This window comes from Streptomyces sp. NPDC087300 (assembly GCF_044744425.1).
Taxonomy (GTDB): Bacteria; Actinomycetota; Actinomycetes; order Streptomycetales; family Streptomycetaceae; genus Streptomyces.
The window spans coordinates 350324-374380 of sequence record NZ_JBIUYI010000002.1 but is presented as its reverse complement, the minus strand read 5'-3'; the positions used below and the strand labels follow the sequence as shown (position 1 = coordinate 374380).

The following is a 24057-nucleotide window of genomic DNA, read 5'->3' as shown; positions in this document are numbered from 1 at the left end:
CGTCGGCCGCGGCCGGCCGAGCGCACCCACGCCGAAGGGGGCGTCCCGTGCGGGGGACGCCCCCTTCGGCGTGCGCGGTAACGGTGCGGGCCCTAGCCCGCGGCGGCGATCCCCGCCGTGTGCGCGGCCTTCTTCAGCTCCAGGTCGCGCCGCCGGCGGCGGGCCAGGACCACGCGGCGCTCGGCGGCGGTCAGGCCGCCCCACACCCCGTACGGCTCGGGCTGGAGCAGGGCGTGTTCGCGGCACTCGACCATCACGGGACAGCGGGCGCAGACGCGCTTCGCCGCCTCCTCGCGGGAGAGCCTGGCCGCGGTCGGTTCCTTGGACGGGGCGAAGAACAGTCCGGCTTCGTCTCGGCGGCACACGGCTTCGGTGTGCCATGGGGCGTCATCGTTCCGGTCCCGCACTGGCCCCCGCTGAGCCGGTACGGCGGCGACCTGCGGGGACTGATGCGACGGTTGCAGCACGGTCTACTCCTGACGACGGCTTCGCGAGCGAGAGACGATGCAGCAAGCTCTACCCGCTGTGTGCGCGCCTATGCACTGAGTTCCGATGTACGGAAGTTCAGCCGCCGTCAGAGGTCCGTGCGCCGTCAGTGTCCGAGGTGTTTGCGCAGCTGCTTGTGCAGATCGCGGACGATCCGGCCGCGCTTGGGCCGGGCCTCGATGTTCCCGAGGATCGCCATGCCGTCCACGAAGACGACGGGGGCGTCCTGGTCGGCGGAGTCGAGCGTGTCCACCTCGTAATTGCCAAGAACGCCGGTGCCGCTGCCGCGCAGCGAGACGTTCTCCGGGACGCGGACGTCGACGGAACCGAAGATCGCGACCGCCTTGATGACCACCTGGCGCTGCTCGAAGATCGCCTCGCTGAGGTCGATCTCGACACTGCCGAAGATCGCGTACGCATGCGTGCGGCGGGGCACGCGCCAGCGGCCCTTGCGGACGCTGCTGCTGAGCACCGCCACCAGGTTCTCGTCGGCGACCGGCGGGACGGCGCCCGGGGACGGCCTGGCGGGGGCGGGTGCGGGGGCGTGGCTGCCCACCGGCGCGCGGCCGTGCGCCGCGGGCAGGTCCCTGACCCAGGGCTCCAGCTCGGCCATGGTCCGCGCGCTGTAGACCCCCTCGATGCGCTCGGCGTGCTCCTCGGCGGTGAGGCGGCCCTCGGCCAGGGCCTCGCGGAGGATGTCCGCCGTGTGGTCCCGGTCGGCGTCGGAGGCACGGAGCGAGCCCGGCTCGTCGGTCACGGCGGGAGCGGGCTGCGAGGGGCGCTTTTCGAGGTCCACATCAGCAGCGTACCCAAACGCGATAGATCGCGACTACCCCCTGTGGACAACCCGGGAGACCGAGGGGCCGCGGATTTACTGAGCCTTACCTCACAAACCCGGCCCGCACCGCGCGCTCTACGCTGGTTGGCGCGTCGCCAATGGAGGCCGCGCCGCTGTCTGCCGAGTGAGGAATGGCCGTAATGTCACCCAGCCCTGAGTTCGCGTACTCCGATCTGCTCCCGCTGGGAGAGGACACCACCCCGTACCGGCTGGTGACCTCCGAGGGTGTCGCCACCTTCGAGGCCGACGGGCGGACGTTCCTCAAGGTCGACCCGGAGGCGCTGCGCAAGCTCGCCGCCGAGGCGATCCACGACATCCAGCACTACCTGCGGCCCGCGCACCTGGCCCAGCTGCGGCGCATCGTCGACGACCCGGAGGCGTCGGGCAACGACAAGTTCGTGGCCCTCGACCTGCTGAAGAACGCGAACATCGCGGCCGCGGGCGTGCTCCCCATGTGCCAGGACACCGGCACCGCGATCGTCATGGGCAAGCGCGGACAGCACGTCCTCACCGAAGGTGAGGACGAGAAGGCGCTCTCCAAGGGCATCTTCGACGCGTACACGAAGCTGAACCTGCGCTACTCCCAGATGGCCCCGCTGACCATGTGGGAGGAGAAGAACACCGGCTCCAACCTCCCCGCCCAGATCGAGCTGTACGCGACCGACGGCGGCGCCTACAAGTTCCTCTTCATGGCCAAGGGCGGCGGCTCGGCGAACAAGTCCTTCCTCTACCAGGAGACGAAGGCCGTCCTCAACGAGGCCTCCATGATGAAGTTCCTGGAGGAGAAGATCCGCTCGCTCGGCACGGCCGCGTGCCCGCCGTACCACCTGGCGATCGTCGTGGGCGGCACGAGCGCCGAGTTCGCCCTGAAGACCGCCAAGTACGCCTCCGCGCACTACCTGGACGAGCTGCCCTCCGAGGGCTCGGCGCTCGGCCACGGCTTCCGGGACGAGGAGCTGGAGAAGAAGGTCTTCGAGCTCACCCAGAAGATCGGCATCGGCGCGCAGTTCGGCGGCAAGTACTTCTGCCACGACGTGCGCGTGGTGCGCCTGCCCCGGCACGGCGCCTCGCTGCCCGTCGCGATCGCCGTCTCCTGCTCGGCCGACCGCCAGGCCACCGCGAAGATCACCGCGGAGGGCGTCTTCCTGGAGCAGCTGGAGACGGACCCGGCGCGCTTCCTGCCGGAGACCGAGGACTCCCACCTGGACGAGTCGGCCGACGTCGTGAAGATCGACCTCAACCAGCCGATGGACGACATCCTCGCCGAGCTCACCAAGCACCCGGTGAAGACCCGCCTCTCGCTGACCGGCCCCCTCGTCGTGGCCCGCGACATCGCGCACGCCAAGATCAAGGAGCGGCTCGACGCGGGCGAGGAGATGCCGCAGTACCTGAAGGACCACCCCGTCTACTACGCCGGTCCCGCGAAGACCCCCGAGGGCTACGCGTCCGGTTCCTTCGGGCCGACGACGGCGGGCCGGATGGACTCCTACGTAGAGCAGTTCCAGGCCGCGGGCGGCTCCAAGGTGATGCTGGCCAAGGGCAACCGGAGCAAGCAGGTCACCGACGCGTGCGACGCGCACGGCGGCTTCTACCTGGGCTCGATCGGCGGCCCGGCGGCGCGCCTGGCGCAGGACTGCATCAAGAAGGTCGAGGTCGTCGAGTACGAGGAGCTCGGCATGGAGGCGGTCTGGAAGATCGAGGTGGAGGACTTCCCCGCGTTCATCGTCGTCGACGACAAGGGCAACGACTTCTTCCAGAACCCGGCCCCGGAGCCGACGTTCACGCACATTCCGGTGCGCGGGCCCGGCCAGGCGTAGGACGGAAAAGGGCCCTCTCCGGAGAGAGGGCCCTTCTGCGATCGGCGCCGGGTGCGCCCCTTCAGGGCGCGGGGCCCTGACACGTGCGGCTCCGCCGCGTGGGCGCGCCCGGCCACGACGCACCCGCGGGCATGACGAACCGTCAGGCGAACCGCTGGCCCGCGGACCCGTCACACTTCTGCAGCCGCACCGGCTCCTTGGCCCCCGAGAGGGTCAGACAGAGCCCGCCGGCGGCGGCGGGACGCACCGTGCCCGCCTCCCGCACGAACTTCTGGTTGCCGCCGCCGTGGCAGTTCCACAGGGTGACCGCGGCGCCCTCCTTGTACGCGCTGTCGGGCACGTCCAGGCACCGGTCCTGGGTCAGGCCGGTGTGCAGCGACTGCTGGGCGCCGTCGTACCACCAGGTCTGGTTGCGGTTGCCGGTGCAGTCCCAGCCCTGGACCTTGGTGCCGTTGCGGCTCTTGGAGGCGTCGACGTCCACGCAGGTGCCGGTGGCCTCGTTCTTCAGCGGCTTGTACAGGTCGTCCCACGCGCCCGGGTACAGCTTCGGGCTGCCCGTGCTCGCCGGGTCCGCGCAACTGCCCTCACGCTGGCCCGAGTTGTAGATCTGGGTCAGGCAGGACGCGAAGGCCGCGTGGCCGCGGGCGTTCGGGTGGAAGGACTGGCGCACCGAGTTGGAGTCCGGCGGGAAGGGGTTGGACAGGTCGATGTAGAGACCGCGCGCCCAGGTGTCCTCCATGCAGACCTCGTGCCCCTGGAAGAGCCGGGAGTTGTCGAGGTACGTCGCGCCCGCGTTCTTGGCGGCCTTGCGCATGCCGGTCTCGAAGGTCGGCACCGCGTAGTTGCGGCCCCACTCGGTGTCGGAGTCGTAGCCGAGTCCGCCGCAGGCCAGCTTGCCGGGGAACTGGGGGTTGTCGCGGAAGTCCGGGCCGATCGGGCTCGGGTACCCCATGGCGACGAGCTTGTAGTCGCCCTCCTGGTAGCCGGCGTCCTTCATGACGGTCTTCAGGTCGCGGATGGACTGCTCGACCTTGGGCACCAGGCCGTCGACCCGCGCCTGCCAGCCGTCGTTGTACTTGCCCGCGCACGCGCCCTGGCTGAGCAGGTAGCGCGTCACGCAGTCCGTCATCACCCCGGAGAAGTCCAGGTCGTCGTTTGCCCCGATGACGAGCATCACCGTCTTGATCCTGGTGTTGCGGGCCTTGATCGCGAGGTTGTCGCTCTGCACCAGCTCGTCGGCGTACTGTTTCTGGCCGCCGATCCTGATGTTGGCGGTCTGCGCCCCCGAGCAGGCGACGTTGTACGTCACGTCGGCCGGGATGCCGGTGCGGTGGATCGCGGCGTCCGGCGAGCGGTGGCACCAGTTGTCCGGGCCGTTCGTGCCGGGTTCGTAGGTGCCGACGCCCTCGCCCGAGATCTCGCTGTCGCCGAGCGAGATCAGGCCGGTCTTGCGGTCGGCCATGGGGCGCTCGCCCGGACTGCCGTAGAGCTTGGTGGCCTCGTCCGCGCGGATCTTCTCCAGGTCCGGCGGGAGCGGCGTCGCCTTCGGCGCCACCTTCGTCCCGTCGTCCTGTGCGGCCTGGGCGGGCACGGCCGCCGCCGTGCCGAGCACGGCCGTCATCGCGACGGCTGCCGCGAACGAACATCGCAGCCGGCTCCGTCCGCTGCGCCTGATGCGCTTCATTGCGCCTCCCCGGTTCGGTGTTACCCAGGGTTTTTACTGGTCAGTAGCAGGCTTGGGAATACCTGGAACAAGACAAGTGCTCAACTTTTTACGGGGTTTGAACGAGAGGTAGGTTCGAGAGCATGACCAGCGACGCCAGCGACGACCGCACCGGCGAGTTCCGGATCGAGCACGACTCCATGGGTGAGGTGCGGGTTCCCGCGCACGCCAAGTGGCGTGCGCAGACCCAGCGCGCGGTGGAGAACTTCCCCGTATCGGGGCAGACCCTGGAGCGGGCGCACATCGCCGCCCTCGCGCGGATCAAGGCAGCCGCCGCCAAGGTCAACGCGGGGCTCGGGGTGCTCGACGAGGACGTCGCCGACGCCATCGCGGACGCGGCGGGCGAGGTCGCGGAGGGCCGCTGGGACGACCAGTTCCCCGTCGACGTCTTCCAGACGGGCTCCGGCACCTCGTCCAACATGAACACCAACGAGGTCCTGGCCACGCTCGCCACCGAGCGGCTCGGCCGCGACGTGCACCCCAACGACCACGTCAACGCCTCCCAGTCGTCGAACGACGTGTTCCCCTCCTCGATCCACATCGCGGCGACCGGCGCGGTGACCGGGGACCTGATCCCCGCCCTCGAACACCTCGCCGCCGCCCTGGAGCGCAAGGCCGAGGAGTTCTCGGACGTCGTGAAGTCCGGGCGCACCCACCTGATGGACGCCACGCCCGTCACCCTCGGCCAGGAGTTCGGCGGCTACGCGGCGCAGGTGCGCTACGGCGTCGAGCGGCTGCGCGCCTCGCTGCCGCGCCTGGCCGAACTGCCGCTCGGCGGCACGGCCGTGGGCACCGGCATCAACACCCCGCCCGGCTTCTCCGCCGCCGTGATCGCCGAGGTCGCGCGGACGACCGGGCTGCCGCTGACCGAGGCCCGCGACCACTTCGAGGCGCAGGGCGCGCGGGACGGCATCGTCGAGACGAGCGGGCAGCTGCGGACGATCGGCGTCGGCCTGACGAAGATCGCGAACGATCTGCGCTGGATGGCGTCGGGGCCGCGCACGGGTCTCGCCGAGATCAGCCTGCCGGACCTCCAGCCCGGTTCGTCGATCATGCCCGGCAAGGTGAACCCGGTGATCCCGGAGGCCGCGCTGATGGTCGCCGCGCAGGTCACGGGGAACGACGCGACGGTCGCCGCGGCCGGCGCCGCGGGCAACTTCGAGCTCAACGTGATGCTCCCCGTCATCGCCAAGAACGTCCTGGAGTCGATCAGGCTGCTGGCCAACGTGTCGCGGCTGCTCGCCGACCGGACCGTCGACGGGATCACCGCCGACCGCGAGCGGGCCCGCGAGTACGCCGAGTCGTCGCCGTCCGTGGTGACGCCGTTGAACAAGTACATCGGGTACGAGGAGGCGGCGAAGGTCGCGAAGAAGTCCCTCGCCCAGCGCAGGACGATCCGTGAGGTCGTTCTGGAGTCCGGGTACGTCGAGCGGGGCGATCTCACCCTTGAGCAGCTGGACGAGGCGCTCGATGTGCTGCGCATGACACACCCCTGAGCCCGCGCTCCCCGGGCGTCTAGTATCTGTTCATGACAGAGCTCGACGGGAAGACGGCGACGGGTGGGGCGGCTCGGTGGGCGCCCGGGGAGCACATTCTGTGGCGGTACCGGGAGAACGCCGGTCGCCGGTTCCACATCTGTCGCCCCGTCACCGTCGTGCGGGACAGCGAGGATCTGCTCGCCGTGTGGATGGCGCCGGGCACCGAGCTGGTGAAGCCGGTGATCGCCGACGGGACCCCGGTGCACCGCGAGCCGCTCGCCACCCGCTACACCAGGCCGCGCGCCGTCCGCAGGGACCGCTGGTTCGGCACCGGCGTGCTCAAGCTCGCCCGGACCGGCGAGCCGTGGTCGGTCTGGCTGTTCTGGGATCCGGACTGGACGTTCAAGAACTGGTACGTGAACCTCGAGGAGCCGCGCACCCGTTGGGATGGCGGCGTGGACTCCGAGGATCACTTTCTGGACATCTCCGTGCGCCCCGACCGCAGCTGGCGCTGGCACGACGAGGACGAGTTCGCGCAGGCCCTGCGGGTGGGCCTGCTGGACGCGGGAAAGGCCGCTGACGTCCGCGCGGCGGGCCGGGCCGCCCTTGACGTGATCGGCGCCTGGGGGGCACCTTTTTCGGACGGCTGGCAGCACTGGCGTCCCGATCCGTCCTGGGTCGTACCGCCGCTGCCGGATGACTGGGACCGTACGCCCGCGCATGTGTCCTCATGAGACCCTTGATGCGCCCCCGTGGTTCAAACGTAGGATCGTCCTCCGCAAGGGCGCACAGCAGTAACTCGGTGGGTCTGCACGGTGCCTGACAGGAAGTCATCGAGGGGCGGCAGAACGTGAGCGAGGACCGCAGGGGCCAGGCCGAGGCCTTTGACGCCATCGGGCAGCACTACGACGACGCCTTCCCCCACAAGGAGGGCCAGTTGGCCGCGGGACGCCGGTTGCTCGACGCGCTCGCGCCCGGCTCCCGGATCCTCGACGTGGGCTGCGGAACGGGTCTGCCGACCGCTCTGCAGCTGGCCGGATCGGGTCACACCGTGCTCGGCACGGACATCTCTTCGGGCATGCTCGAACTGGCGGGAAAGAACGTCCCGGCAGCGGAGTTCCGGCTGCTGGACATCGCCGACCTCAGGGCCGAAGGCCCGGACGGGGTCGGCACGTTCGACGCCGTCGCGTGCTTCTTCGCCCTGCTGATGCTGCCGCGCGCCGAGATCCCCGGTGCGCTGCGGCGGCTGCACTCGCTGCTGCGTCCCGGCGGCCTGATGGAGCTGTCCATGGTCGAGGCCGATCTGGACGACTCGGCAATTCCGTTCCTGGGGCACACGATCCGGGTATCCGGTTACCTGCGGGACGAACTGCGGCGGGTCGTACAGGACGCGGGCTTCGAGATCACCGGCGAGGACACGTACTCGTACGCCCCCGCGAGCACCGACGCACCACCCGAGCACCAGGTCTTTCTGCACTGCCGACGCGGCTGAGCAACGTGCAACGCTGGACGGCGCGCACGGCGCGCAGCCCCGGACGGACGGATTCGAAACGCGTGACGGAGCACCTCACCCCCCACGAGGGTCGCAAGGCACCAGGTGCCGGGACGACCGCCCCCGCGGATCCCCGCGGGGCGCTGCTGCGTTCCCCCGAGACGCCGGAGAGCGGGGGCACCGCCGCCTTACCGGCACAGGCACGCACGGGCGACGCGCCCTCGGGAGCCCCGATGACGTCAGGTGACGAGCACTCCCAGTCCTCCGCCGCCGAGCCCGACCCGCACCGGCCGCGCCCGGAGCCCGAGGGCGGCCCCGCCCTTCCGGCACCCGCCGCGCCCGGCCCGCCGGACGGCGAGGAGCGGCGCGTCGGCGCGCCCAGGCCGCCCGGCACCGGGCCCGCCGCGATGCGGCGCGACGGCGACCGGCTGCGCTACGTGGGCGCGGCCACCCGGCGCATCGCCCGCGGCATCGACCTCGACGAGATCGTGATGGGCCTGTGCCGGGCCACGGTGCCGACGTTCTCCGACGCGATCCTGGTCTATCTGCGCGACCCGCTCCCGGTCGGCGACGAGCGCCCCATCGGACCGCTGGTGCTGCGCCTGCGCCGTACCGACCGGCTGCGCTCCATCGACGAGACCTCCGAGGACCCGGACACCGAGAGCGGCGGCACGATGCCCGCGCTCCAGGTGGTGCAGCCCGACATCACGGAGGTGATGTCCACCGCGGAGCTGTGCGAGGTGCGTCCCGGCGGCGCGCTCGCCGAGGTGCTGCGGGGCGTGCGCCCGGTCTTCGCGGACTCGGCGGCGGCCCGCGCGGCGCTGCCCGAGCTGCTCGGCGAGGGCCGCACGGTGCCCTCGGGGCAGCGGGCGATCCTGGCCCCGCTGCGGGGCAGGCGCCGGGTGATCGGCGCCGCGGTGTTCCTGCGCCGCCCCGACAGGGCCGCCTTCGAGGCGGACGACCTGCTCGTCGCGGCGCAGCTGGCCACGCACAGCGCGCTCGGCATCGACAAGGCCGTCCTGTACGGCCGCGAGGCGTACATCGCCGACGAGCTGCAGCGCACGATGCTGCCCGAGACGCTGCCGCGCCCCACCGGGGTCCGGCTCGCCTCGCGCTATCTGCCGGCCGCCGAGACGGCCCGGGTCGGCGGCGACTGGTACGACGCGATCCCGCTGCCCGGCAGCCGCGTCGCCCTGGTCGTGGGCGACGTCATGGGGCACTCCATGACGTCGGCGGCGATCATGGGCCAGCTGCGGACGACCGCGCAGACCCTCGCCGGGCTCGACCTGCCGCCCCAGGAGGTCCTGCACCACCTGGACGAGCAGGCCCAGCGGCTCGGCTCGGACCGCATGGCGACCTGCCTGTACGCGGTGTACGACCCGGTCTCGCACCGCATCACCATCGCCAACGCGGGACACCCGCCGCCCGTCCTGCTGCACCTGGGCGGCCGCGCCGAGGTGCTCCGGGTGCCGCCGGGGGCGCCGATCGGTGTGGGCGGTGTGGACTTCGAGGCGGTGGAGCTCGACGCCCCCGCGGGCGCCACGCTGCTCCTGTACACGGACGGGCTCGTCGAGTCCCGGCTCCGGGACGTGTGGACCGGCATAGAGCAGTTGCGTGAACGTCTCGCCGCCACCGCCCAGTTGACGGGGCCGGACCACCCGCCACCCCTGGAGGCCCTCTGCGACGAGGTGCTCGACATGCTCGGCCCCGGCGACCGGGACGACGACATCGCGCTGCTCGCCGCCCGCTTCGACGGCATCGCGCCCAGCGACGTCGCGTACTGGTTCCTGGAACCGGAGGACGCGACGCCGTCCCGGGCCCGCAGGCTCGCCCGCAGCGCGCTGGTGCGCTGGGGCCTCGAGGACATGACGGACTCGGTGGAGCTGCTGGTCAGCGAGGTCGTCACCAATGCCGTGCGGTACGCGTCGCGGCCGATCACGCTGCGTCTGCTCCGCACCGACGTGCTGCGCTGCGAGGTCGGCGACGACGTGCCGCAGCTGCCCAGGCTGCGCCAGGCGCGGGCGACGGACGAGGGCGGGCGCGGCCTCTACCTGGTCAACAAGATGGCCCGGCGGTGGGGTGCCACGCGGCTGAGCACCGGAAAGGTGGTCTGGTTCGAACTGAACCGGAACCAGCCGATGCCCTGAACCGGAATCGACGTTCTCCAAATGTTGCCGACAGCCTGTCGGAAGAGTTCACTGGCGTGTGTTGCCCGAGCTCCGTCCGATGGGAGGACGCTCATGACGTACACGACCAACAACGCCGGGATCCCGGTCGAGAGCGACGAACACTCGCTCACCGTCGGCTCGACGGGCCCGATCCTGCTCCACGACCATTACCTCATCGAGAAAATGGCCCAGTTCAACCGGGAGCGGGTCCCCGAGCGCGTGGTGCACGCCAAGGGTTCCGGCGCCTACGGGACCTTCGAAGTCACCAACGACGTCAGCCAGTTCACCAAGGCCGACCTCTTCCAGGTGGGCCGGCGCACCGAGATGCTGGCGCGCTTCTCGACCGTGGCGGGTGAGCAGGGCTCCCCCGACACCTGGCGCGACCCCCGCGGCTTCGCGCTGAAGTTCTACACCGAGCACGGCAATTACGACATGGTCGGCAACAACACACCGGTCTTCTTCGTCCGCGACCCGATCAAGTTCCAGGACTTCATCCGCTCCCAGAAGCGCACCCTGGGCAGCGCGGTGCGCGACCACGACATGCAGTGGGACTTCTGGACCCTCTCGCCCGAGTCCGCGCACATGGTGACGTGGCTGATGGGCGACCGCGGCATCCCGAAGACGTACCGCCACATGAACGGGTACAGCTCGCACACCTATATGTGGATCAACGGCGGCGGCGAGAAGTTCTGGGTGAAGTACCACTTCAAGACGGATCAGGGCATCGAGTACCTCACCCAGGACGAGGCCGACACGCTCGCGGGCACCGACGGCGACGCGCACCGCCGCGACCTGTACGACGCGATCGGGCGCGGCGAGCACCCGAGCTGGACGCTGAAGGTCCAGATCATGCCGTTCGAGGACGCGGCGGACTACCGCTTCAATCCGTTCGACCTGACGAAGGTGTGGCCGCACGGCGACTACCCGCTGATCGACGTCGGCCGGATGACCCTGAACAAGAACCCCGAGGATTTCTTCGTCCACATCGAGCAGGCGGCGTTCGAGCCCTCCAACATGGTGCCCGGCATCGGCCCGTCCCCGGACAAGATGCTGCTCGGCCGGCTCTTCTCCTATCCGGACACGCACCGCTACCGGATCGGCCCCAACTACGCGCAGCTGCCGCCCAACCACGCGCGTTCGCCGATCTCCTCGTACGCGAAGGACGGCCCGATGCGCTACGAGCCGGCGAACGTGGCGCGGCCCTACGCCCCCAACTCCTACGGCGGCCCCGCGGCGGCCGTCCAGCAGTCCGTGGACCCCGCGGGCTGGCAGGTGGTGGGCGAGATGGTCCGCGAGGCCTACGCCCCGCACGCCGAGGACGACGACTTCGGCCAGGCGGGCACCCAGGTCAGGCAGGTCCTCGACGACGCCGAGCGGGAGCGTCTGGTGGGCAACATCAGCGGCCATCTGCTCGACGGCGTCTCCAAGCCGGTGCTGGAGCGCGCCCTGCAGTACTGGCGCAACGTCGACAAGGACCTCGGCGACCGGGTCGCGGCGAAGGTCAGCGACGGCTGACGGACCCCCGCGGCACGCGGAAGGCGCCCCGAACCATCCGGTTCGGGGCGCCTTCGTCGCCGTGCCGCCGTGCGGTCCCGGACGTCAGTCCCTGCCCGACAGCGAGTCGTCCGGATCCTCCGGGATCCCGACGGAACTCGACGGGTCCGGATCACCGGTGGGCTGGGTGATCGTCGGAGTCGGCGTGGTCGGCGTCGGATCCGTCGTGGGGGTCGGATCGGTCGTCGGCGTCGGCTTGGTCGTCGGCTTCGTCGTCGGATCGTCGTCCGGCTTCGTCGGCTCGCCCGTCGGGTCCTTGGGCTCCTCGGTCGTCGGCTCCGCGGGCGGCGCGACGGCCGCGCCCATGCTCGTGTCCAGGTCGAACTCGCTCGGCGCGCCCATCGCGTCGAACGTGTACGCGGCCCAGATCTCGGAGGGGAAGCCGGAGCCGTTGATGCGCTTGAAGCCGCCCGCGCCCCGCATGGACACCTGGTTGCCCTTCTCGCCCTCTCCGAACAGGCCCACCGAGGTGACCAGCTTGGGCGTGTAGCCGGTGAACCAGGCCGACTTGTTGTCGTCGGAGGTACCGGTCTTGCCCGCGATGTCCTGCGAGTCGTTGCGCACCGCGCGGCCCGTACCGTCGTCGACCACGCCGGTAAGGACCGAGGTGATCGAGTCGGCGGTGCCGCGCTTGATGACCTCTTCGCCGATCGGATTCGGCAGGTCGACCGTGCGGTCCTTGTGCTCGACGGAGGCGACCAGGGCCGGGGTGACCTTCTTGCCGTGGTTGTCGAGCGTGGCGTAGACGCCCGCCATCTCCAGGGGGCTCGCGCCCATGGAGCCGAGGGTCTGGGCGGGCACCGCGGGCAGGCCCTTGACGTTCATGCCGAGCTTGCCCGCCATGTCCATGACCTCGGACATCCCCACGTCCACGCCCATCTGCGCGAAGACGGAGTTCACGGACTTGTTCATCGCCTTCTGGACGGTGACGGGGCCGTAGCTGACGTCGTCCTCGTTCGGCGGGGCGAAGGCGACGTCGCTGCCCTTGACCGGGCGCTTGCTGGTGCCGTCGTAGACGGTGCTCGCCGTGATCGGCTTGCCGTCCTGCGTCCGTGCGCCGTTCTCCAGGGCCGCGGCGAGGATCAGCGGCTTGAAGGTGGAGGCCGACTGGTAGTCGCGGCGGGTCGCGTTGTTCGTGTAGTGCTTCACGTAGTCCTCGCCGCCGTACATGGCGAGGACCTTGCCCGTCTTGGGGTCGACGGACGCGGCGCCCGCCTGGACCCGGGCGTCCGCCTTGTTCTTCTTGCGGTCGAGCTTGTCGTTCAGCTTGGCGTCGACGGCCTTCTCCAGCTGCTTCTGCTTCTTCGGGTCGATGTTCAGCGTGACCGTGTAGCCGCCGGCCTCGAACTCGGCCTCGCTGAGGCCGCTGTCGCGCAGCACCTCGCGCTTGGCCTCCTCGACCAGATAGCCGATCTGGCCCTCGCGTCCCGGCGGCGCCTTGGGCGGCTCGGGCGTGGGGAACTTCAGCCCGGCCCGCTTCCCGGAGTCCAGCCAGCCCTCCTCGACCATGTTGTCGAGGACGTAGTTCCAGCGCTGCTTGACGAGCTTCTTGCCGGTCGGCGACGCGACCGCCCAGTCGTACTGGCTGGGGGCCTGGAGCAGCGCGGCGAGGTAGGCGCCCTGGTTCACGTCCAGCTTCTTGGCGTCGATGCCGTAGTAGGCCTGGGCGGCGGCCTGGATGCCATAGGCGCCGCGGCCGTAGTAGCTGGTGTTGATGTAGCCCGCGAGGATGTCGTCCTTGCTCTTCTCGCGGTCCACCTTCAGCGAGACGACGAGCTCCTTCAGCTTGCGGCTGACGGTCTGGTCCTGGCTGAGGTAGTAGTTCTTGACGTACTGCTGGGTGATCGTCGAGCCGCCCTGCTTGCCCTTGCCGGTCACCGTGTTGAGGACGCCGCGGGCGGTGCCCTTGAAGTCGATGCCCTCGTCCTTGTAGAAGGACTTGTTCTCGGCGGCGACGAAGGTCTTCTGGACGGCCTCGGGGACCTTGTCCAGGTCGACGATCTCGCGGTTCACGTCGCCGGTGCGCGCGATGACCTTGCCGTTGCTGTACCGGTAGACGTTGCTCTGCTTCTTCGCGGCGGCATTGCCCTCGGGTATGTCCACCACGAGGTACAGGATCACGAAACCGAGCATGCCGAGCAGGATGAACCCGAAGAACGTCCCGAGGAGCTTCTTCCAGGTGAAGAAGCGGCGTATGCCGGTGCGCTTGCCGCCGGACGTGCGCCCGCGCGCTGCCCGGCGGGCACCGCGCTGCCGCGCTTGTCGTTCTTCGGCTCGGCCCATGACTGAGAGTGCTCCGCTTCCGTCTAGTCCTCATGCGTACGTCGAGTCAGCTCATGAAGCTAACACCGCACCTCGGGGCAAACTCCTGCCGATCCGGTCTTTTCCGGACGTGACAATGAGCACCTGCCCCTATGAAACCGACGATCCCAAGGCCCAGATGGTTGCCCAGATATCGAACCTGTGAGCTCTAAACGGTGGATATACATCGCAGGTATACACACCGTGTAGAGTGCTCCGCATGTCCATTGGCCACACCCTTCTGGGACTCCTCGAGTCGGGCCCCCGGCACGGCTACGACCTCAAGCGCGCCTTCGACGAACGCTTCGGGCACGACAAGCCCCTGCACTACGGGCAGGTCTACTCGACCATGTCCCGGCTGCTGAAGAACGGCCTCGTCGAGGTCGACGGCATAGAGGCGGGCGAGGGCCCCGAGCGCAAGCGGTACGCGATCACCGAGGCCGGCATCACCGACGTCCACCGCTGGCTGGGCACCCCGGAGAAGCCGGAGCCCTACCTCCAGTCGACCCTCTACACCAAGGTCGTCCTGGCCCTGCTCACCGGCCGCGACGCCGCCGAGCTGCTCGACGTGCAGCGCGCCGAACACTTGCGCCTGATGCGCATCCTCACCGACCGCAAGCGCAAGGGCGATCTCGCCGATCAGCTCATCTGCGACCACGCGCTCTTCCATCTCGAAGCCGATCTGCGCTGGCTGGAACTGGCCGCCGCACGTCTCGGCAAGCTCGCCCAGGAGGTGCGCTCCGCATGACCCCCGCAGGTTCCCTTCTGACGGCCGACGGACTCCACAAGGAGTACGGCCCGACGACCGCGCTCGACGGCGCGGACTTCTCCATCCACCCCGGCGAGGTCGTCGCCGTCATGGGCCCCTCCGGTTCGGGCAAGTCGACGCTGCTGCACTGTCTGGCCGGCATCGTCCGGCCCGACAAGGGCTCCATCACCTACGGCGGCCGCGAGCTGACCGGCATGTCGGACGCCGAGCTCAGCGCCCTGCGCCGCAGCGAGTTCGGGTTCGTCTTCCAGTTCGGCCAGCTGGTCCCCGAGCTGACCTGTGTGGAGAACGTCGCGCTGCCGCTGCGCCTGAACGGCGTCAAGCGCAAGCAGGCCGAGGCCACCGCGCTGACCTGGATGGACCGCCTCGACGTCGGCGAGGTGCGCGCCAAGCGGCCCGGCGAGGTCTCCGGCGGCCAGGGCCAGCGCGTCGCCGTGGCCCGCGCCCTCGCCACCAGCCCCCGGGTGATCTTCGCCGACGAGCCGACCGGCGCCCTGGACTCCCTGAACGGCGAGCGCGTCATGGAGATGCTCACCGACGCCGCCCGCTCCACCAACGCCGCCGTCGTCCTGGTCACGCACGAGACCCGGGTGGCCGCGTACTCGGACCGCGAGATCGTCGTGCGCGACGGCAAGTCCCGCGACATGGAGCGGATCGCATGAGTGCCACCAAGGTGCACCCGCCGGCCGCCGCGACCGGCCCCGCCCCCGCCGCCGTCGCGCCCCAGGGCGTCGCGGCCTGGCTGCGCGACCTGGGCATGGGCATCAGGTTCGCGGCGGGCGGCGGGCGCGAGGGCTGGACCCGCACGATCCTGACCGCGGTCGGCGTCGGCCTCGGCGTCGCGCTGCTGCTCGGCGCGGCGTCGGTGCCCAACCTGCTGCACAACCGCGACGACCGGTCGTTCGCGCGCACGCCGCACTCCTCCTTCGACGGCGAGCCGCTCAAGGCGAGCGACTCGACGGTGGTCATCCGCAACACCGGCACCACCTTCCACGGGAAGAGCCTGACCGGCCTCTTCCTGCGCGCCGACGGCAAGAGCCCGGCGCTGCCGCCGGGACTCGACAAGATCCCCGGGCCCGGCGAGATGGTCGTCTCGCCCGCGATGCGCGATCTGCTCGACGACCCGGCGAACAAGCTGCTGAAGGAGCGCTTCCCCGACGTCCGGGTGACCGGCACCATCGGCGAGGCGGGCCTCCTCTCACCGGTGGAGCTCTTCTACTACGCGGGCAGCGACAAGATCACCGCGACCGGCAACAACTACCGCGTCGAGCAGTTCGGGCAGGACGACTCACTGCCCCTCGACCCGTTCCTGATGGCACTCGTCGTCCTGATCTGCGTCGTCCTCCTCACCCCCGTGGCGATCTTCATCGGTACGGCCGTGCGGTTCGGCGGCGACCGGCGCGACCGGCGGCTCGCGGCCCTGCGCCTGGTCGGCGCCGACGCCCGCGCGGTGCGCAGGATCGCGGCCGGTGAGGCGCTGTTCGGCGCGGTCCTCGGCCTCGCCGTGGGCGCCGTGCTCTTCCTGCTGCTCCGTCAGCTGGTGGGCGTGGTCGACCTGACGAACGTCAGCGCCTACCCGTCCGACATGGTGCCGTCGGCCGCCCTGGTGGCGCTGGTCGCGATGGCCGTGCCGGTGTCGGCGGTCCTGGTGACGCTGGTCTCGCTGCGCTCGGTCGCCATCGAACCGCTCGGCGTGTTCCGGGGCGCCAAGCAGCGCAAGCGCCGCCTGTGGTGGCGGGTGCTCCTGCCGGTCGTCGGCATCGGCACCCTGCTCTACTCCGGCCGCATCGACCGCTCCATGGGGAACGACGCGGTCAACGTGACGGCGATCGCGGTGGGTTCGGCGCTCTCCCTGATCGGGCTCAGCGCGCTCCTGCCCTGGCTCGTCGAGGCCGTCGTGGGACGCCTGCGCGGCGGTCCCGTGCCCTGGCAGCTCGCCGTCCGCAGGCTCCAGTTGACCACCGGCACGGCATCCCGTGCGGTCAGCGGGATCACCGTCGCGGTGGCCGGCGCGGTGGCGCTCCAGATGATGTTCGCCTCCATGCACGACGACTTCAACAAGGTCACCGGGCAGGACACCACGCGCGCCGAGCTCACGGTCCGCAGCGGGACCGCCAGCGGCCCGCTCGCCCAGCGGATGATCGACGACTTCACCGCGACCGAGGGCGTCACCAAGGTCGTCGGGACCGTGCAGGCGTTCGTCACCCGGCCCGGCGGCAAGAAGGTCAACGACATGACGCCGACCACGCAGCTGACCATCGGCAGCTGCGCGACCCTGCGCGAGCTGGCGCACATCGGCTCCTGCAAGGACGGCGACACGTTCGTCGCGCACACCGGGAGCAAGGAGCAGAACGGCTGGGTGGACCAGACGGCGCGCCCCGGCAAGCCGGTCAACGTCGGCCCCGACCCCGACTTCGACAAGAACGCCAAGCCGGTCCTGTGGACGCTGCCGAAGGGCACGACCACCGTCGACGCCAGGCCCAACCCGTCCGGCACGAAGATCGACGGCATCTTCGCCACGCCCTCGGCCGTCGACATCAAGAAGCTGGACGACGCGTCGACGACCTCCTGGGTCAAGATCGACCCGAAGGTGCCCGACGCCGAGGAGTACGTGCGCAACACGGCGGCGCGGCTCGGTCCCTTCATCGGCGTGGACTCGCTCCAGGCGGTCGACCGCGACAAGCAGTACGCCTCGATCGCGCGCGGTCTGCAGATCGGCGCGAGCGCCACGATGGCCCTGATCGCGGCGTCCATGCTGGTGTCGATGATCGAGCAACTGCGGGAGCGCAAGCGGCTGCTCGCGGTCCTCACCGCCTTCGGTACGCGCCGCTCGTCGATGGCGTGGTCGCTGCTGTGGCAGACGGCGCTCCCCGTCGCCCTGGGCCTCGCCCTCGCGATCGGCGGCGGGCTCGGCCTGGGCGTGGTGATGACCCGCATGATCGACCACGGCGTCACCGACTGGTGGTCGTTCGTGCCGCTGACGGGCGCGGGCGCGGCGATGGTCGTGGCGGTGACCCTCCTGAGCCTGCCGCCCCTGCGCAGGATGATGCGCCCGGACGGCCTGCGCACGGAGTAACTCCGCGCGTCCTCAGGCACGTTGCCGGTGCGGGTTCACACCACCCGCACCGGCAGCGGCCGTACCGCCGTCTTGAGGGCGAGCGCCAACTCCTCGTACTCGGCGGCCCGCGCGGCCCCCGTACGCATCGCGAGCGCGATCCGCCGGGTCGGCGCGGGATCGGCGAAGTACCCGGTCAGGAGCTGATTGCTGCGGCTGGTCTCGACGCGTACGGCGGTGCGCGGCAGGAGCGTCACACCGAGCCCGCCCGCCACCAGCTGGACCAGCGTGGAGAGCCCGGCCGCGGTCGTGGTGACGGGCGCGTCCGCGCGGCCCGCCTCGCGGCAGATGTCGAGCGCCTGGTCGCGCAGGCAGTGCCCCTCGTCGAGGAGCAGCAGGTTCAGCTCCTTGAGCGCCTCGCGCGGAATGCCCTCGCGGCCGCCGAGCCAGTGGTCCAGGGGCGTGACGAGCACGAAGTCCTCGTCGAACAGCGGGAGTTCGCTCACCCCGGGCACCCCGAGCGGCACGGCGAGCAGCAGCAGGTCGAGCCGCCCCGCCGTGAGCCCCTCCAGGAGCGAGGAGGTCTGCTCCTCGTGCACCTGGAGGTCGAGGTCCGGGTACTTCTCGTGGACCAGCGTGATCACGGCGGGCAGCAGGTACGGCGCCACGGTCGGGATGACACCGAGCCGCAGCGCCCCGGTGAACGGCGCGCGGACCGCGTCGGCCTCCTCCATCAGCGCGCCGACCTCGTCGAGCACCGCCTTGGCGCGCACCGCGAGCCGCTCCCCCGCCGGTGAGAGCAGCACCTTGCGCGTCGTACGCTCCAGGAGCGTCACCCCGAGGACCTCCTCCAGGGCGGAGACGGCGCCGGAGAGCGCGGGCTGGCTCATCCCCATCGCGGCGGCCGCGTCCCTGAAGTGCAGGTGTTCCGCGACGGCGGCGAAGGCCCGCAGCTGGGCGAGGCTCGGCTGGCGCACGCCTCTCTTGGTGACGGCCTTGGGGGTGGCCACGGGCACTCCTCTATACGACGGTGACTGATAGCTGGAACCGATCAACATGACCCACTCTAGCTATTTCCCTAATCAATGCACCCTGTGCCACCATCGACAGCAGTCCAACCCCCCAGGAAACTCCCCAAAAGGGATTTTCTTTGCTGCAAGGAGAGCGCGTGCTCACTGTCGGTGACAAGTTCCCCGAGTTCGACCTGACTGCCTGTGTCTCGCTGGAGAAGGGCTCGGAGTTCGAGCAGATCAACCACAAGACCTACGAGGGCAAGTGGAAGATCGTCTTCGCGTGGCCCAAGGACTTCACCTTCGTGTGCCCGACCGAGATCGCGGCCTTCGGCAAGCTGAACGACGAGTTCGCCGACCGTGACGCCCAGATCCTCGGCTTCTCCGGTGACTCCGAGTTCGTGCACCACGCCTGGCGCAAGGACCACCCGGACCTCACCGACCTGCCCTTCCCGATGCTGGCCGACTCGAAGCACGAGCTCATGCGTGACCTCGGCATCGAGGGCGAGGACGGCTTCGCGCAGCGCGCCGTCTTCATCGTCGACCAGAACAACGAGATCCAGTTCACGATGGTGACCGCGGGCTCCGTCGGCCGTAACCCGAAGGAGGTCCTCCGGGTCCTGGACGCGCTCCAGACGGACGAGCTCTGCCCCTGCAACTGGTCCAAGGGCGACGAGACCCTCGACCCGGTCGCGCTCCTCTCGGGCGAGTGAACGGAGCCTTCTGACATGGCACTCGACGAACTGAAGTCCGCCATACCGGACTACGCCAAGGACCTCCGCCTGAACCTGGGCTCGGTCATCGGCAACAGCGACCTGCCGAAGCAGCAGCTCTGGGGCACCGTGCTCGCCTGCGCGATCGCGTCCCGCTCCCCGAAGGTGCTGCGCGAGCTGGAGCCCGAGGCGAAGGCCAACCTCTCCCCCGAGGCGTACACGGCCGCCAAGTCGGCCGCCGCCATCATGGCGATGAACAACGTCTTCTACCGCACGCGTCACCTGCTCTCGGACTCCGAGTACGGGACGATGCGCGCCGGTCTGCGGATGAACGTCATCGGCAACCCGGGCGTCGAGAAGGTCGACTTCGAGCTGTGGTCCCTCGCGGTCTCCGCGATCAACGGCTGCGGCCAGTGCCTCGACTCGCACGAGCAGGTGCTGCGCAAGGCCGGCGTCGACCGCGAGACGATCCAGGAGGCCTTCAAGGTCGCCTCGGTCATCCAGGCGGTCGGCGTCACGCTTGACTCTGAGGCTCACTTGGCGGAGTAGTCCGCCCTGTCGATCACCGGCTCCGCCGGGTTCGTCCTCAAACGCCGGACGGGCTGAATCCCTTCAGCCCGTCCGGCGTTTCGCGTACGCCGACGCTACTTCGGCGACTCCACGGGAGCGGCATCCGTCGCCGTCGCGCCCCGCGGCTGCGGCGACTGCTTCAGCGCCGCCTCCCGTGAGTACGCCCGCAAGTAGCCCACGACCGTGTTCGTCACGGCCACCAGCGGCACCGCCACCACCGCGCCGCCGATCCCGGCCACCAGGCCGCCCGCCGCCACGGAGAGCACGACCGCGAGCGGATGCACCCGCACCGCGCGGCCCAGGATGAACGGCTGCAGGATGTGGCCCTCGATCTGCTGTACGGCGAGGACCACGGCCAGCGCCATCACCGCGGTGAACACGCCCTGCGTGACCAGTGCGACGACCACCGCGAGCGCGCCGGACACGACGGCGCCGACCAGCGGGATGAACGCGAACAGGAAGATGAAGACGGCGAGCGGCACCGCCATCGGCACCCCGAGGAAGTAGATGCCGAGGCCGATGAAGATCGCGTCGATCAGAGCCACTATCACCGTGCCGCGCACGTACGCGGTGAGCGTGCGCCAGGCCCGCGGGCCCGCGCCCTCGACACCCGGCCGCGCCTGCGCGGGCACCAGCTTCAGCGTCCACTGCCAGATGCGCTTGCCGTCGTAGAGCAGGAAGAGCGTCGAGAACATCGCGAGCAGGATGCCCGTCATCGCCTCGACGATGACCGTGACGCCTTCGAGGCCCGCGGAGGTCAGCTCCTCGGTGTTGGCGCCGACCGCGTCGCGCAGGCTCTTGGCGATGTTGTTGATCTGGTCCTCGGTCACGTGGAAGGGGCTGTTGAGCAGCCACTTGCGCAGATCCTCGATGCCGTCCTGGACCTGGCGCGACAGTTCGTCCACGTTGTCCATGACCTGCCAGACCACGAACCAGCCGACCAGGCCCATGATGACGAAGCCGAGGATGGCCGTCACGGCCGTCGCCAGACCGCGCGGCAGACCGAGCCGCTTGAGCCGGGCCACCGTGGGCTGGAGCATCGCGGTGATCAGCAGGGCGGCCACGAAGGCGAGCACCACCAACTGCACGGCGCTGATGACCTTCATGAGCACCCAGAGCGTGCCCGCGAGGACGAGCAGCCGCCAGCCGGCCTCGGCCGCGACCCGCATCCCCCACGGCACCGCCGCGACGGGGTCGGGCCTTGCCGCTATGGCCGGCGCGTAGGCGGGCGGCGGGGGCACGTGTTCCTGCTCCTGCTCGGCGCCCTGCCCGTCCGGGCCGTCGGCGGCGCGGTCGTGGACGGCCTCGCGCGCCCCGGCCTCCCCGGCCGGGTCGTCGCGGCCCTCACGCACCACGTCGTCGGCGTCGTCGACGTCCTTGTCGCGGCGCTGCTCGTTCAACCGCTCGCTCATCTCGCTCAGTCGTGCACCGAGCCGTCCGAGCCACCCTGGCACTCGCGACATGATCCGTCCTCTTCCCCCGTCTTTCCCCACCACTCCCCCCTGGAGCTGTCCGGACCGACCGTACACGTGCGAGGCCCCTCACCGAAGGACGGTGAGGGGCCTCGAAAGGTTGAGCACGGTACGGGCCTGCGGGGGCCTAGTACCAGTTGTTCGCCTGCCAGAAACTCCAGGCACCGCACGGGCTGCCGTAGCGGTCGTTCATGTAGTTCAGGCCCCACTTGATCTGGGTGGCGGGGTTCGTCTGCCAGTCGGCGCCGGCCGACGACATCTTGGAACCCGGCAGTGCCTGAACGAGGCCGTACGCGCCCGAAGAGGCGTTGGTGGCCTTGTAGTTCCACGTCGACTCGTGGTTGACGATGTTGCTGAAGCACTGGAACTGGTCCCCGGGGACCATCTGCCGTGCCATCGCCTGGACCTGCGAGACCGAGTAAGAGCTCTGGGGAGCGAAGCTGGAAGCATCGCGTCCGGAGGAACGGCTGGCCTTGGTCTCGGCCTTCTCCTCGCGCTCCTTCTTGGCGGCGGCCTTGGCGGCTGCCTCCTCCTTCTCCGCCTTCGCCGCGGCCTTCTGCTTCTCGATCGCCGATGCGGCGGCCTGCTTACGGGCCTCCTCCGCGGCGGTCTTCTTCGCAGCGGTGTCCGCGGCCATCGCCTGGGCGTCGGCCTGCTGCGTCAGAGAAGCGGTCTGGACCTGGGCCTGCTGGCCCGCGGGTATGTCTGCGAGGAGCGTCGCGTCGCTTGCCGCTGCCTCGAGATCGTTCGTGTTCGAGGGCTGGGTGTCGCCCGAAGCCACACCCACGACAGCGCCGACGGTGGTGACCGCGGTGGCGGATGCCACGGCGAATCCCCGGACCGAAATCCGGCTCACACGGTTTCCTTCCAGCATCGCCCGCATAGGTGACCCCGCGGACGCAATCGTGCCCCTGGCGCTGGCCTCCGCTGGCAAATCGGTCACGGGAGGCACGGGCCCGGTGGACAACTCCCGGTGTGGGAGCGCCGCGTGGTGCTTCGGGCGGCATGCGACGGCCACTATGAAGTTCTGTTGTGCCGTACCGCTGGGGGTACACGTGTGTCGCATGCGGGGCCTGACAGGACCCAGACTCTGCCCCAGCCGAACGCCGCGAGGCAATTCTCCGTTGCGTGGGAAAGCTCACACCTCGTTTGCCCCAGGAGTTTTACGGAAAGAGGCGCGCATCAAGACGCCGCCCGGCTAAGCTCCTTCGCTTTGCCGGGCGGCGCCCCATGCGGCACAACTGCCGCCTACTACCTCAGATCTGACCGTCCTCCAGCATTTCGGTCACCAGGGCCGCGATCTGCGAACGCTCCGAGCGCGTGAGCGTGACGTGGGCGAAGAGCGGATGGCCCTTCAGCTTCTCGACGACGGCGACCACTCCGTCGTACCGCCCCACGCGCAGGTTGTCGCGCTGGGCCACGTCATGGGTCAGGACGACCCGGGAGTTCGCCCCGATCCTGGACAGAACGGTCAACAGGACGTTCCGTTCCAGGGATTGCGCCTCGTCCACGATCACGAACGCGTCGTGCAGCGAGCGCCCGCGGATGTGGGTGAGCGGGAGCACTTCGAGCATCCCGCGCGCCGTGACCTCCTCGATGACCTCCTTGCCCGCCACCGAGCCGAGCGTGTCGAAGACGGCCTGCGCCCAGGGACCCATCTTCTCGGCCTCGGTGCCCGGCAGATAGCCGAGCTCCTGCCCGCCCACCGCGTACAGCGGCCGGAAGACCATCACCTTCTGGTGCTGCCTGCGCTCCAGGACGGCCTCCAGGCCCGCGCAGAGCGCGAGGGCCGACTTGCCGGTGCCCGCGCGCCCGCCCATCGACATGATGCCGATGTCCGGGTCGAGCAGGAGGTCCAGCGCGATGCGCTGCTCGGCGCTGCGGCCCTTGAGACCGAAGGCCTCCCGGTCGCCGCGCACGAGGCGGACGTTGCCCTCGGCCGTGACGCGGCCGAGCGCCTTGCCGCGCTCCGACTGGATGGTCAGTCCCGTGTGCACCGGCATGTCGGCGGCTTCGGGGACGTACAGGGTGTCTTCCTCGAAGAGGAGGTCGACCTGCTCGCCGGAGAGGGTCAGTTCGGACATTCCGGTCCAGCCGGAGTCCGTGATGGCGAGCTCGGCGCGGTACTCCTCGGCGAGCAGACCGACCGACGACGCCTTGATCCTGAGCGGCAGGTCCTTCGACACGACCGTGACGTCGTACCCCTCCGCCTGGAGGTTGCGGGCGACGGCGAGGATCCGTGAGTCGTTGTCCCCCAACCGGTAGCCGGCCGGGAGCACGCCGGGATCGGAGTGGTTGAGCTCGACGCGCAGCGAGCCGCCCAGGTCCCCGATGGGGATCGGGGCATCGAGACGGCCGTGCCGGATGCGGAAGTCGTCCAGCAGGCGCAGCGCCTGCCGGGCGAAGTAACCGAGCTCCGGATGGTGCCGTTTGGCCTCCAACTCCGTCACCACGACGATCGGCAGCACGACTTCGTGCTCGTCGAAGCGGGTCAGGGCATTGGGATCGGCCAGCAGGACGCTGGTGTCGAGAACATAGGTGCGCCTGTCGGGCATGCGGCGCTTTGTGCTGGTCACCACGGAAGGACGTACCCCCTCGGATGAGGTCGGGG

General features: G+C 70.1%; 19 protein-coding genes. 11 read left to right on the top strand and 8 right to left on the bottom strand.

What is annotated here, in order from left to right; all coding sequences use genetic code 11:
- Nucleotides 1–92: 92 nt before the first annotated feature.
- Nucleotides 93–467, bottom strand: coding sequence for a WhiB family transcriptional regulator (locus ACIO9J_RS07310; protein WP_401993952.1), 375 nt, complete (start codon nt 465–467; stop codon nt 93–95).
- Nucleotides 468–592: 125 nt separating this feature from the next.
- Nucleotides 593–1282: a DUF1707 domain-containing protein gene (locus ACIO9J_RS07305; protein ID WP_401993950.1), complete on the bottom strand. Its 690-nt coding sequence runs from the start codon at nt 1280–1282 to the stop codon at nt 593–595.
- A gap of 182 nt (nt 1283–1464) precedes the next feature.
- Here ACIO9J_RS07305 and ACIO9J_RS07300 point away from each other — a divergent pair, with 182 nt between their 5' ends.
- The gene (locus ACIO9J_RS07300; RefSeq protein ID WP_401993947.1) at nt 1465–3141 is read left to right on the top strand and encodes a fumarate hydratase; all 1677 of its coding nucleotides are present in this window, start codon (nt 1465–1467) and stop codon (nt 3139–3141) included.
- Between the two features lie 142 nt (nt 3142–3283).
- Here ACIO9J_RS07300 and ACIO9J_RS07295 read toward each other — a convergent pair whose 3' ends face one another.
- The gene (locus tag ACIO9J_RS07295; RefSeq protein WP_401993945.1) at nt 3284–4825 is read right to left on the bottom strand and encodes a ricin-type beta-trefoil lectin domain protein; all 1542 of its coding nucleotides are present in this window, start codon (nt 4823–4825) and stop codon (nt 3284–3286) included.
- Between the two features lie 122 nt (nt 4826–4947).
- On the opposite strand from ACIO9J_RS07295, the gene ACIO9J_RS07290 reads away from it, so the two are divergent.
- The 5 genes from ACIO9J_RS07290 to ACIO9J_RS07270 all read left to right on the top strand — a co-directional run bounded on the left by ACIO9J_RS07290 (nt 4948) and on the right by ACIO9J_RS07270 (nt 11517).
- Nucleotides 4948–6360, top strand: coding sequence for a class II fumarate hydratase (locus ACIO9J_RS07290; RefSeq protein ID WP_401993942.1), 1413 nt, complete (start codon nt 4948–4950; stop codon nt 6358–6360).
- 32 nt (nt 6361–6392) lie between these two features.
- On the top strand, nt 6393–7076 hold the full coding sequence (locus tag ACIO9J_RS07285) for a DUF402 domain-containing protein (RefSeq protein WP_401993939.1): 684 nt from the start codon (nt 6393–6395) through the stop codon (nt 7074–7076).
- 116 nt (nt 7077–7192) lie between these two features.
- On the top strand, nt 7193–7834 hold the full coding sequence (locus ACIO9J_RS07280) for a class I SAM-dependent methyltransferase (RefSeq protein WP_401993936.1): 642 nt from the start codon (nt 7193–7195) through the stop codon (nt 7832–7834).
- A gap of 62 nt (nt 7835–7896) precedes the next feature.
- Nucleotides 7897–9981, top strand: coding sequence for a SpoIIE family protein phosphatase (locus ACIO9J_RS07275; RefSeq protein ID WP_401993933.1), 2085 nt, complete (start codon nt 7897–7899; stop codon nt 9979–9981).
- A gap of 93 nt (nt 9982–10074) precedes the next feature.
- Nucleotides 10075–11517, top strand: a complete 1443-nt coding sequence (locus tag ACIO9J_RS07270) for a catalase (RefSeq protein WP_401993930.1) — start codon at nt 10075–10077, stop codon at nt 11515–11517.
- An 84-nt stretch (nt 11518–11601) separates the two neighbouring features.
- Here ACIO9J_RS07270 and ACIO9J_RS07265 read toward each other — a convergent pair whose 3' ends face one another.
- Nucleotides 11602–13839, bottom strand: coding sequence for a transglycosylase domain-containing protein (locus tag ACIO9J_RS07265; RefSeq protein ID WP_401993927.1), 2238 nt, complete (start codon nt 13837–13839; stop codon nt 11602–11604).
- A 238-nt stretch (nt 13840–14077) separates the two neighbouring features.
- Between ACIO9J_RS07265 and ACIO9J_RS07260 the strand changes: the two genes are divergently transcribed.
- From ACIO9J_RS07260 to ACIO9J_RS07250, 3 genes are read left to right on the top strand one after another with little or no spacing between them, the layout of a single operon-like run.
- The gene (locus tag ACIO9J_RS07260; protein WP_401993925.1) at nt 14078–14605 is read left to right on the top strand and encodes a PadR family transcriptional regulator; all 528 of its coding nucleotides are present in this window, start codon (nt 14078–14080) and stop codon (nt 14603–14605) included.
- Entirely contained in the window at nt 14602–15288 is a 687-nt protein-coding gene (locus tag ACIO9J_RS07255) for an ABC transporter ATP-binding protein (RefSeq protein WP_401993922.1), read from the top strand. Before ACIO9J_RS07260 ends, ACIO9J_RS07255 begins: the two co-directional genes overlap by 4 nt.
- On the top strand, nt 15285–17702 hold the full coding sequence (locus tag ACIO9J_RS07250; RefSeq protein ID WP_401993919.1) for an FtsX-like permease family protein: 2418 nt from the start codon (nt 15285–15287) through the stop codon (nt 17700–17702). The genes ACIO9J_RS07255 and ACIO9J_RS07250 overlap by 4 nt, the downstream gene beginning before the upstream one ends.
- Nucleotides 17703–17737: 35 nt before the next feature.
- On the opposite strand, the gene ACIO9J_RS07245 is transcribed toward ACIO9J_RS07250, so the two are convergent.
- A complete protein-coding gene (locus ACIO9J_RS07245; protein ID WP_401993916.1) occupies nt 17738–18691 on the bottom strand; it encodes a LysR substrate-binding domain-containing protein in 954 nt (317 codons plus the stop codon).
- Nucleotides 18692–18849: 158 nt separating this feature from the next.
- On the opposite strand from ACIO9J_RS07245, the gene ACIO9J_RS07240 reads away from it, so the two are divergent.
- Together ACIO9J_RS07240 and ACIO9J_RS07235 are read left to right on the top strand one after the other, a co-directional pair.
- Entirely contained in the window at nt 18850–19404 is a 555-nt protein-coding gene (locus tag ACIO9J_RS07240) for a peroxiredoxin (RefSeq protein WP_098244520.1), read from the top strand.
- A gap of 15 nt (nt 19405–19419) precedes the next feature.
- Nucleotides 19420–19953: an alkyl hydroperoxide reductase gene (locus ACIO9J_RS07235; protein WP_401993913.1), complete on the top strand. Its 534-nt coding sequence runs from the start codon at nt 19420–19422 to the stop codon at nt 19951–19953.
- Between the two features lie 95 nt (nt 19954–20048).
- On the opposite strand, the gene ACIO9J_RS07230 is transcribed toward ACIO9J_RS07235, so the two are convergent.
- The 3 genes from ACIO9J_RS07230 to ACIO9J_RS07220 form a co-directional block, all read right to left on the bottom strand.
- Nucleotides 20049–21437 (bottom strand): AI-2E family transporter, encoded by a 1389-nt coding sequence (locus tag ACIO9J_RS07230; protein WP_401993910.1) that lies wholly within the window; start codon nt 21435–21437, stop codon nt 20049–20051.
- Between the two features lie 136 nt (nt 21438–21573).
- A complete protein-coding gene (locus ACIO9J_RS07225; RefSeq protein ID WP_401993908.1) occupies nt 21574–22320 on the bottom strand; it encodes a lytic transglycosylase domain-containing protein in 747 nt (248 codons plus the stop codon).
- 382 nt (nt 22321–22702) lie between these two features.
- On the bottom strand, nt 22703–24025 hold the full coding sequence (locus ACIO9J_RS07220) for a PhoH family protein (RefSeq protein ID WP_401993905.1): 1323 nt from the start codon (nt 24023–24025) through the stop codon (nt 22703–22705).
- Between the last annotated feature and the right edge of the window lie 32 nt (nt 24026–24057).

Excerpts from the sequence above, each read along its gene's own strand:
- ACIO9J_RS07270 (WP_401993930.1), top strand. The coding sequence starts at position 10,075 with ATGACGTACACGACCAACAACGCCGGGATCCCGGTCGAGAGCGACGAA.
- ACIO9J_RS07265 (WP_401993927.1), bottom strand. The coding sequence starts at position 13,839 with ATGGGCCGAGCCGAAGAACGACAAGCGCGGCAGCGCGGTGCCCGCCGG.
- ACIO9J_RS07255 (WP_401993922.1), top strand. The coding sequence starts at position 14,602 with ATGACCCCCGCAGGTTCCCTTCTGACGGCCGACGGACTCCACAAGGAG.
- ACIO9J_RS07290 (WP_401993942.1), top strand. The coding sequence starts at position 4,948 with ATGACCAGCGACGCCAGCGACGACCGCACCGGCGAGTTCCGGATCGAG.
- ACIO9J_RS07295 (WP_401993945.1), bottom strand. The coding sequence starts at position 4,825 with ATGAAGCGCATCAGGCGCAGCGGACGGAGCCGGCTGCGATGTTCGTTC.
- ACIO9J_RS07260 (WP_401993925.1), top strand. The coding sequence starts at position 14,078 with ATGTCCATTGGCCACACCCTTCTGGGACTCCTCGAGTCGGGCCCCCGG.
- ACIO9J_RS07285 (WP_401993939.1), top strand. The coding sequence starts at position 6,393 with ATGACAGAGCTCGACGGGAAGACGGCGACGGGTGGGGCGGCTCGGTGG.
- ACIO9J_RS07300 (WP_401993947.1), top strand. The coding sequence starts at position 1,465 with ATGTCACCCAGCCCTGAGTTCGCGTACTCCGATCTGCTCCCGCTGGGA.
- ACIO9J_RS07225 (WP_401993908.1), bottom strand. The coding sequence starts at position 22,320 with ATGCTGGAAGGAAACCGTGTGAGCCGGATTTCGGTCCGGGGATTCGCC.
- ACIO9J_RS07230 (WP_401993910.1), bottom strand. The coding sequence starts at position 21,437 with ATGTCGCGAGTGCCAGGGTGGCTCGGACGGCTCGGTGCACGACTGAGC.
- ACIO9J_RS07250 (WP_401993919.1), top strand. The coding sequence starts at position 15,285 with ATGAGTGCCACCAAGGTGCACCCGCCGGCCGCCGCGACCGGCCCCGCC.
- ACIO9J_RS07235 (WP_401993913.1), top strand. The coding sequence starts at position 19,420 with ATGGCACTCGACGAACTGAAGTCCGCCATACCGGACTACGCCAAGGAC.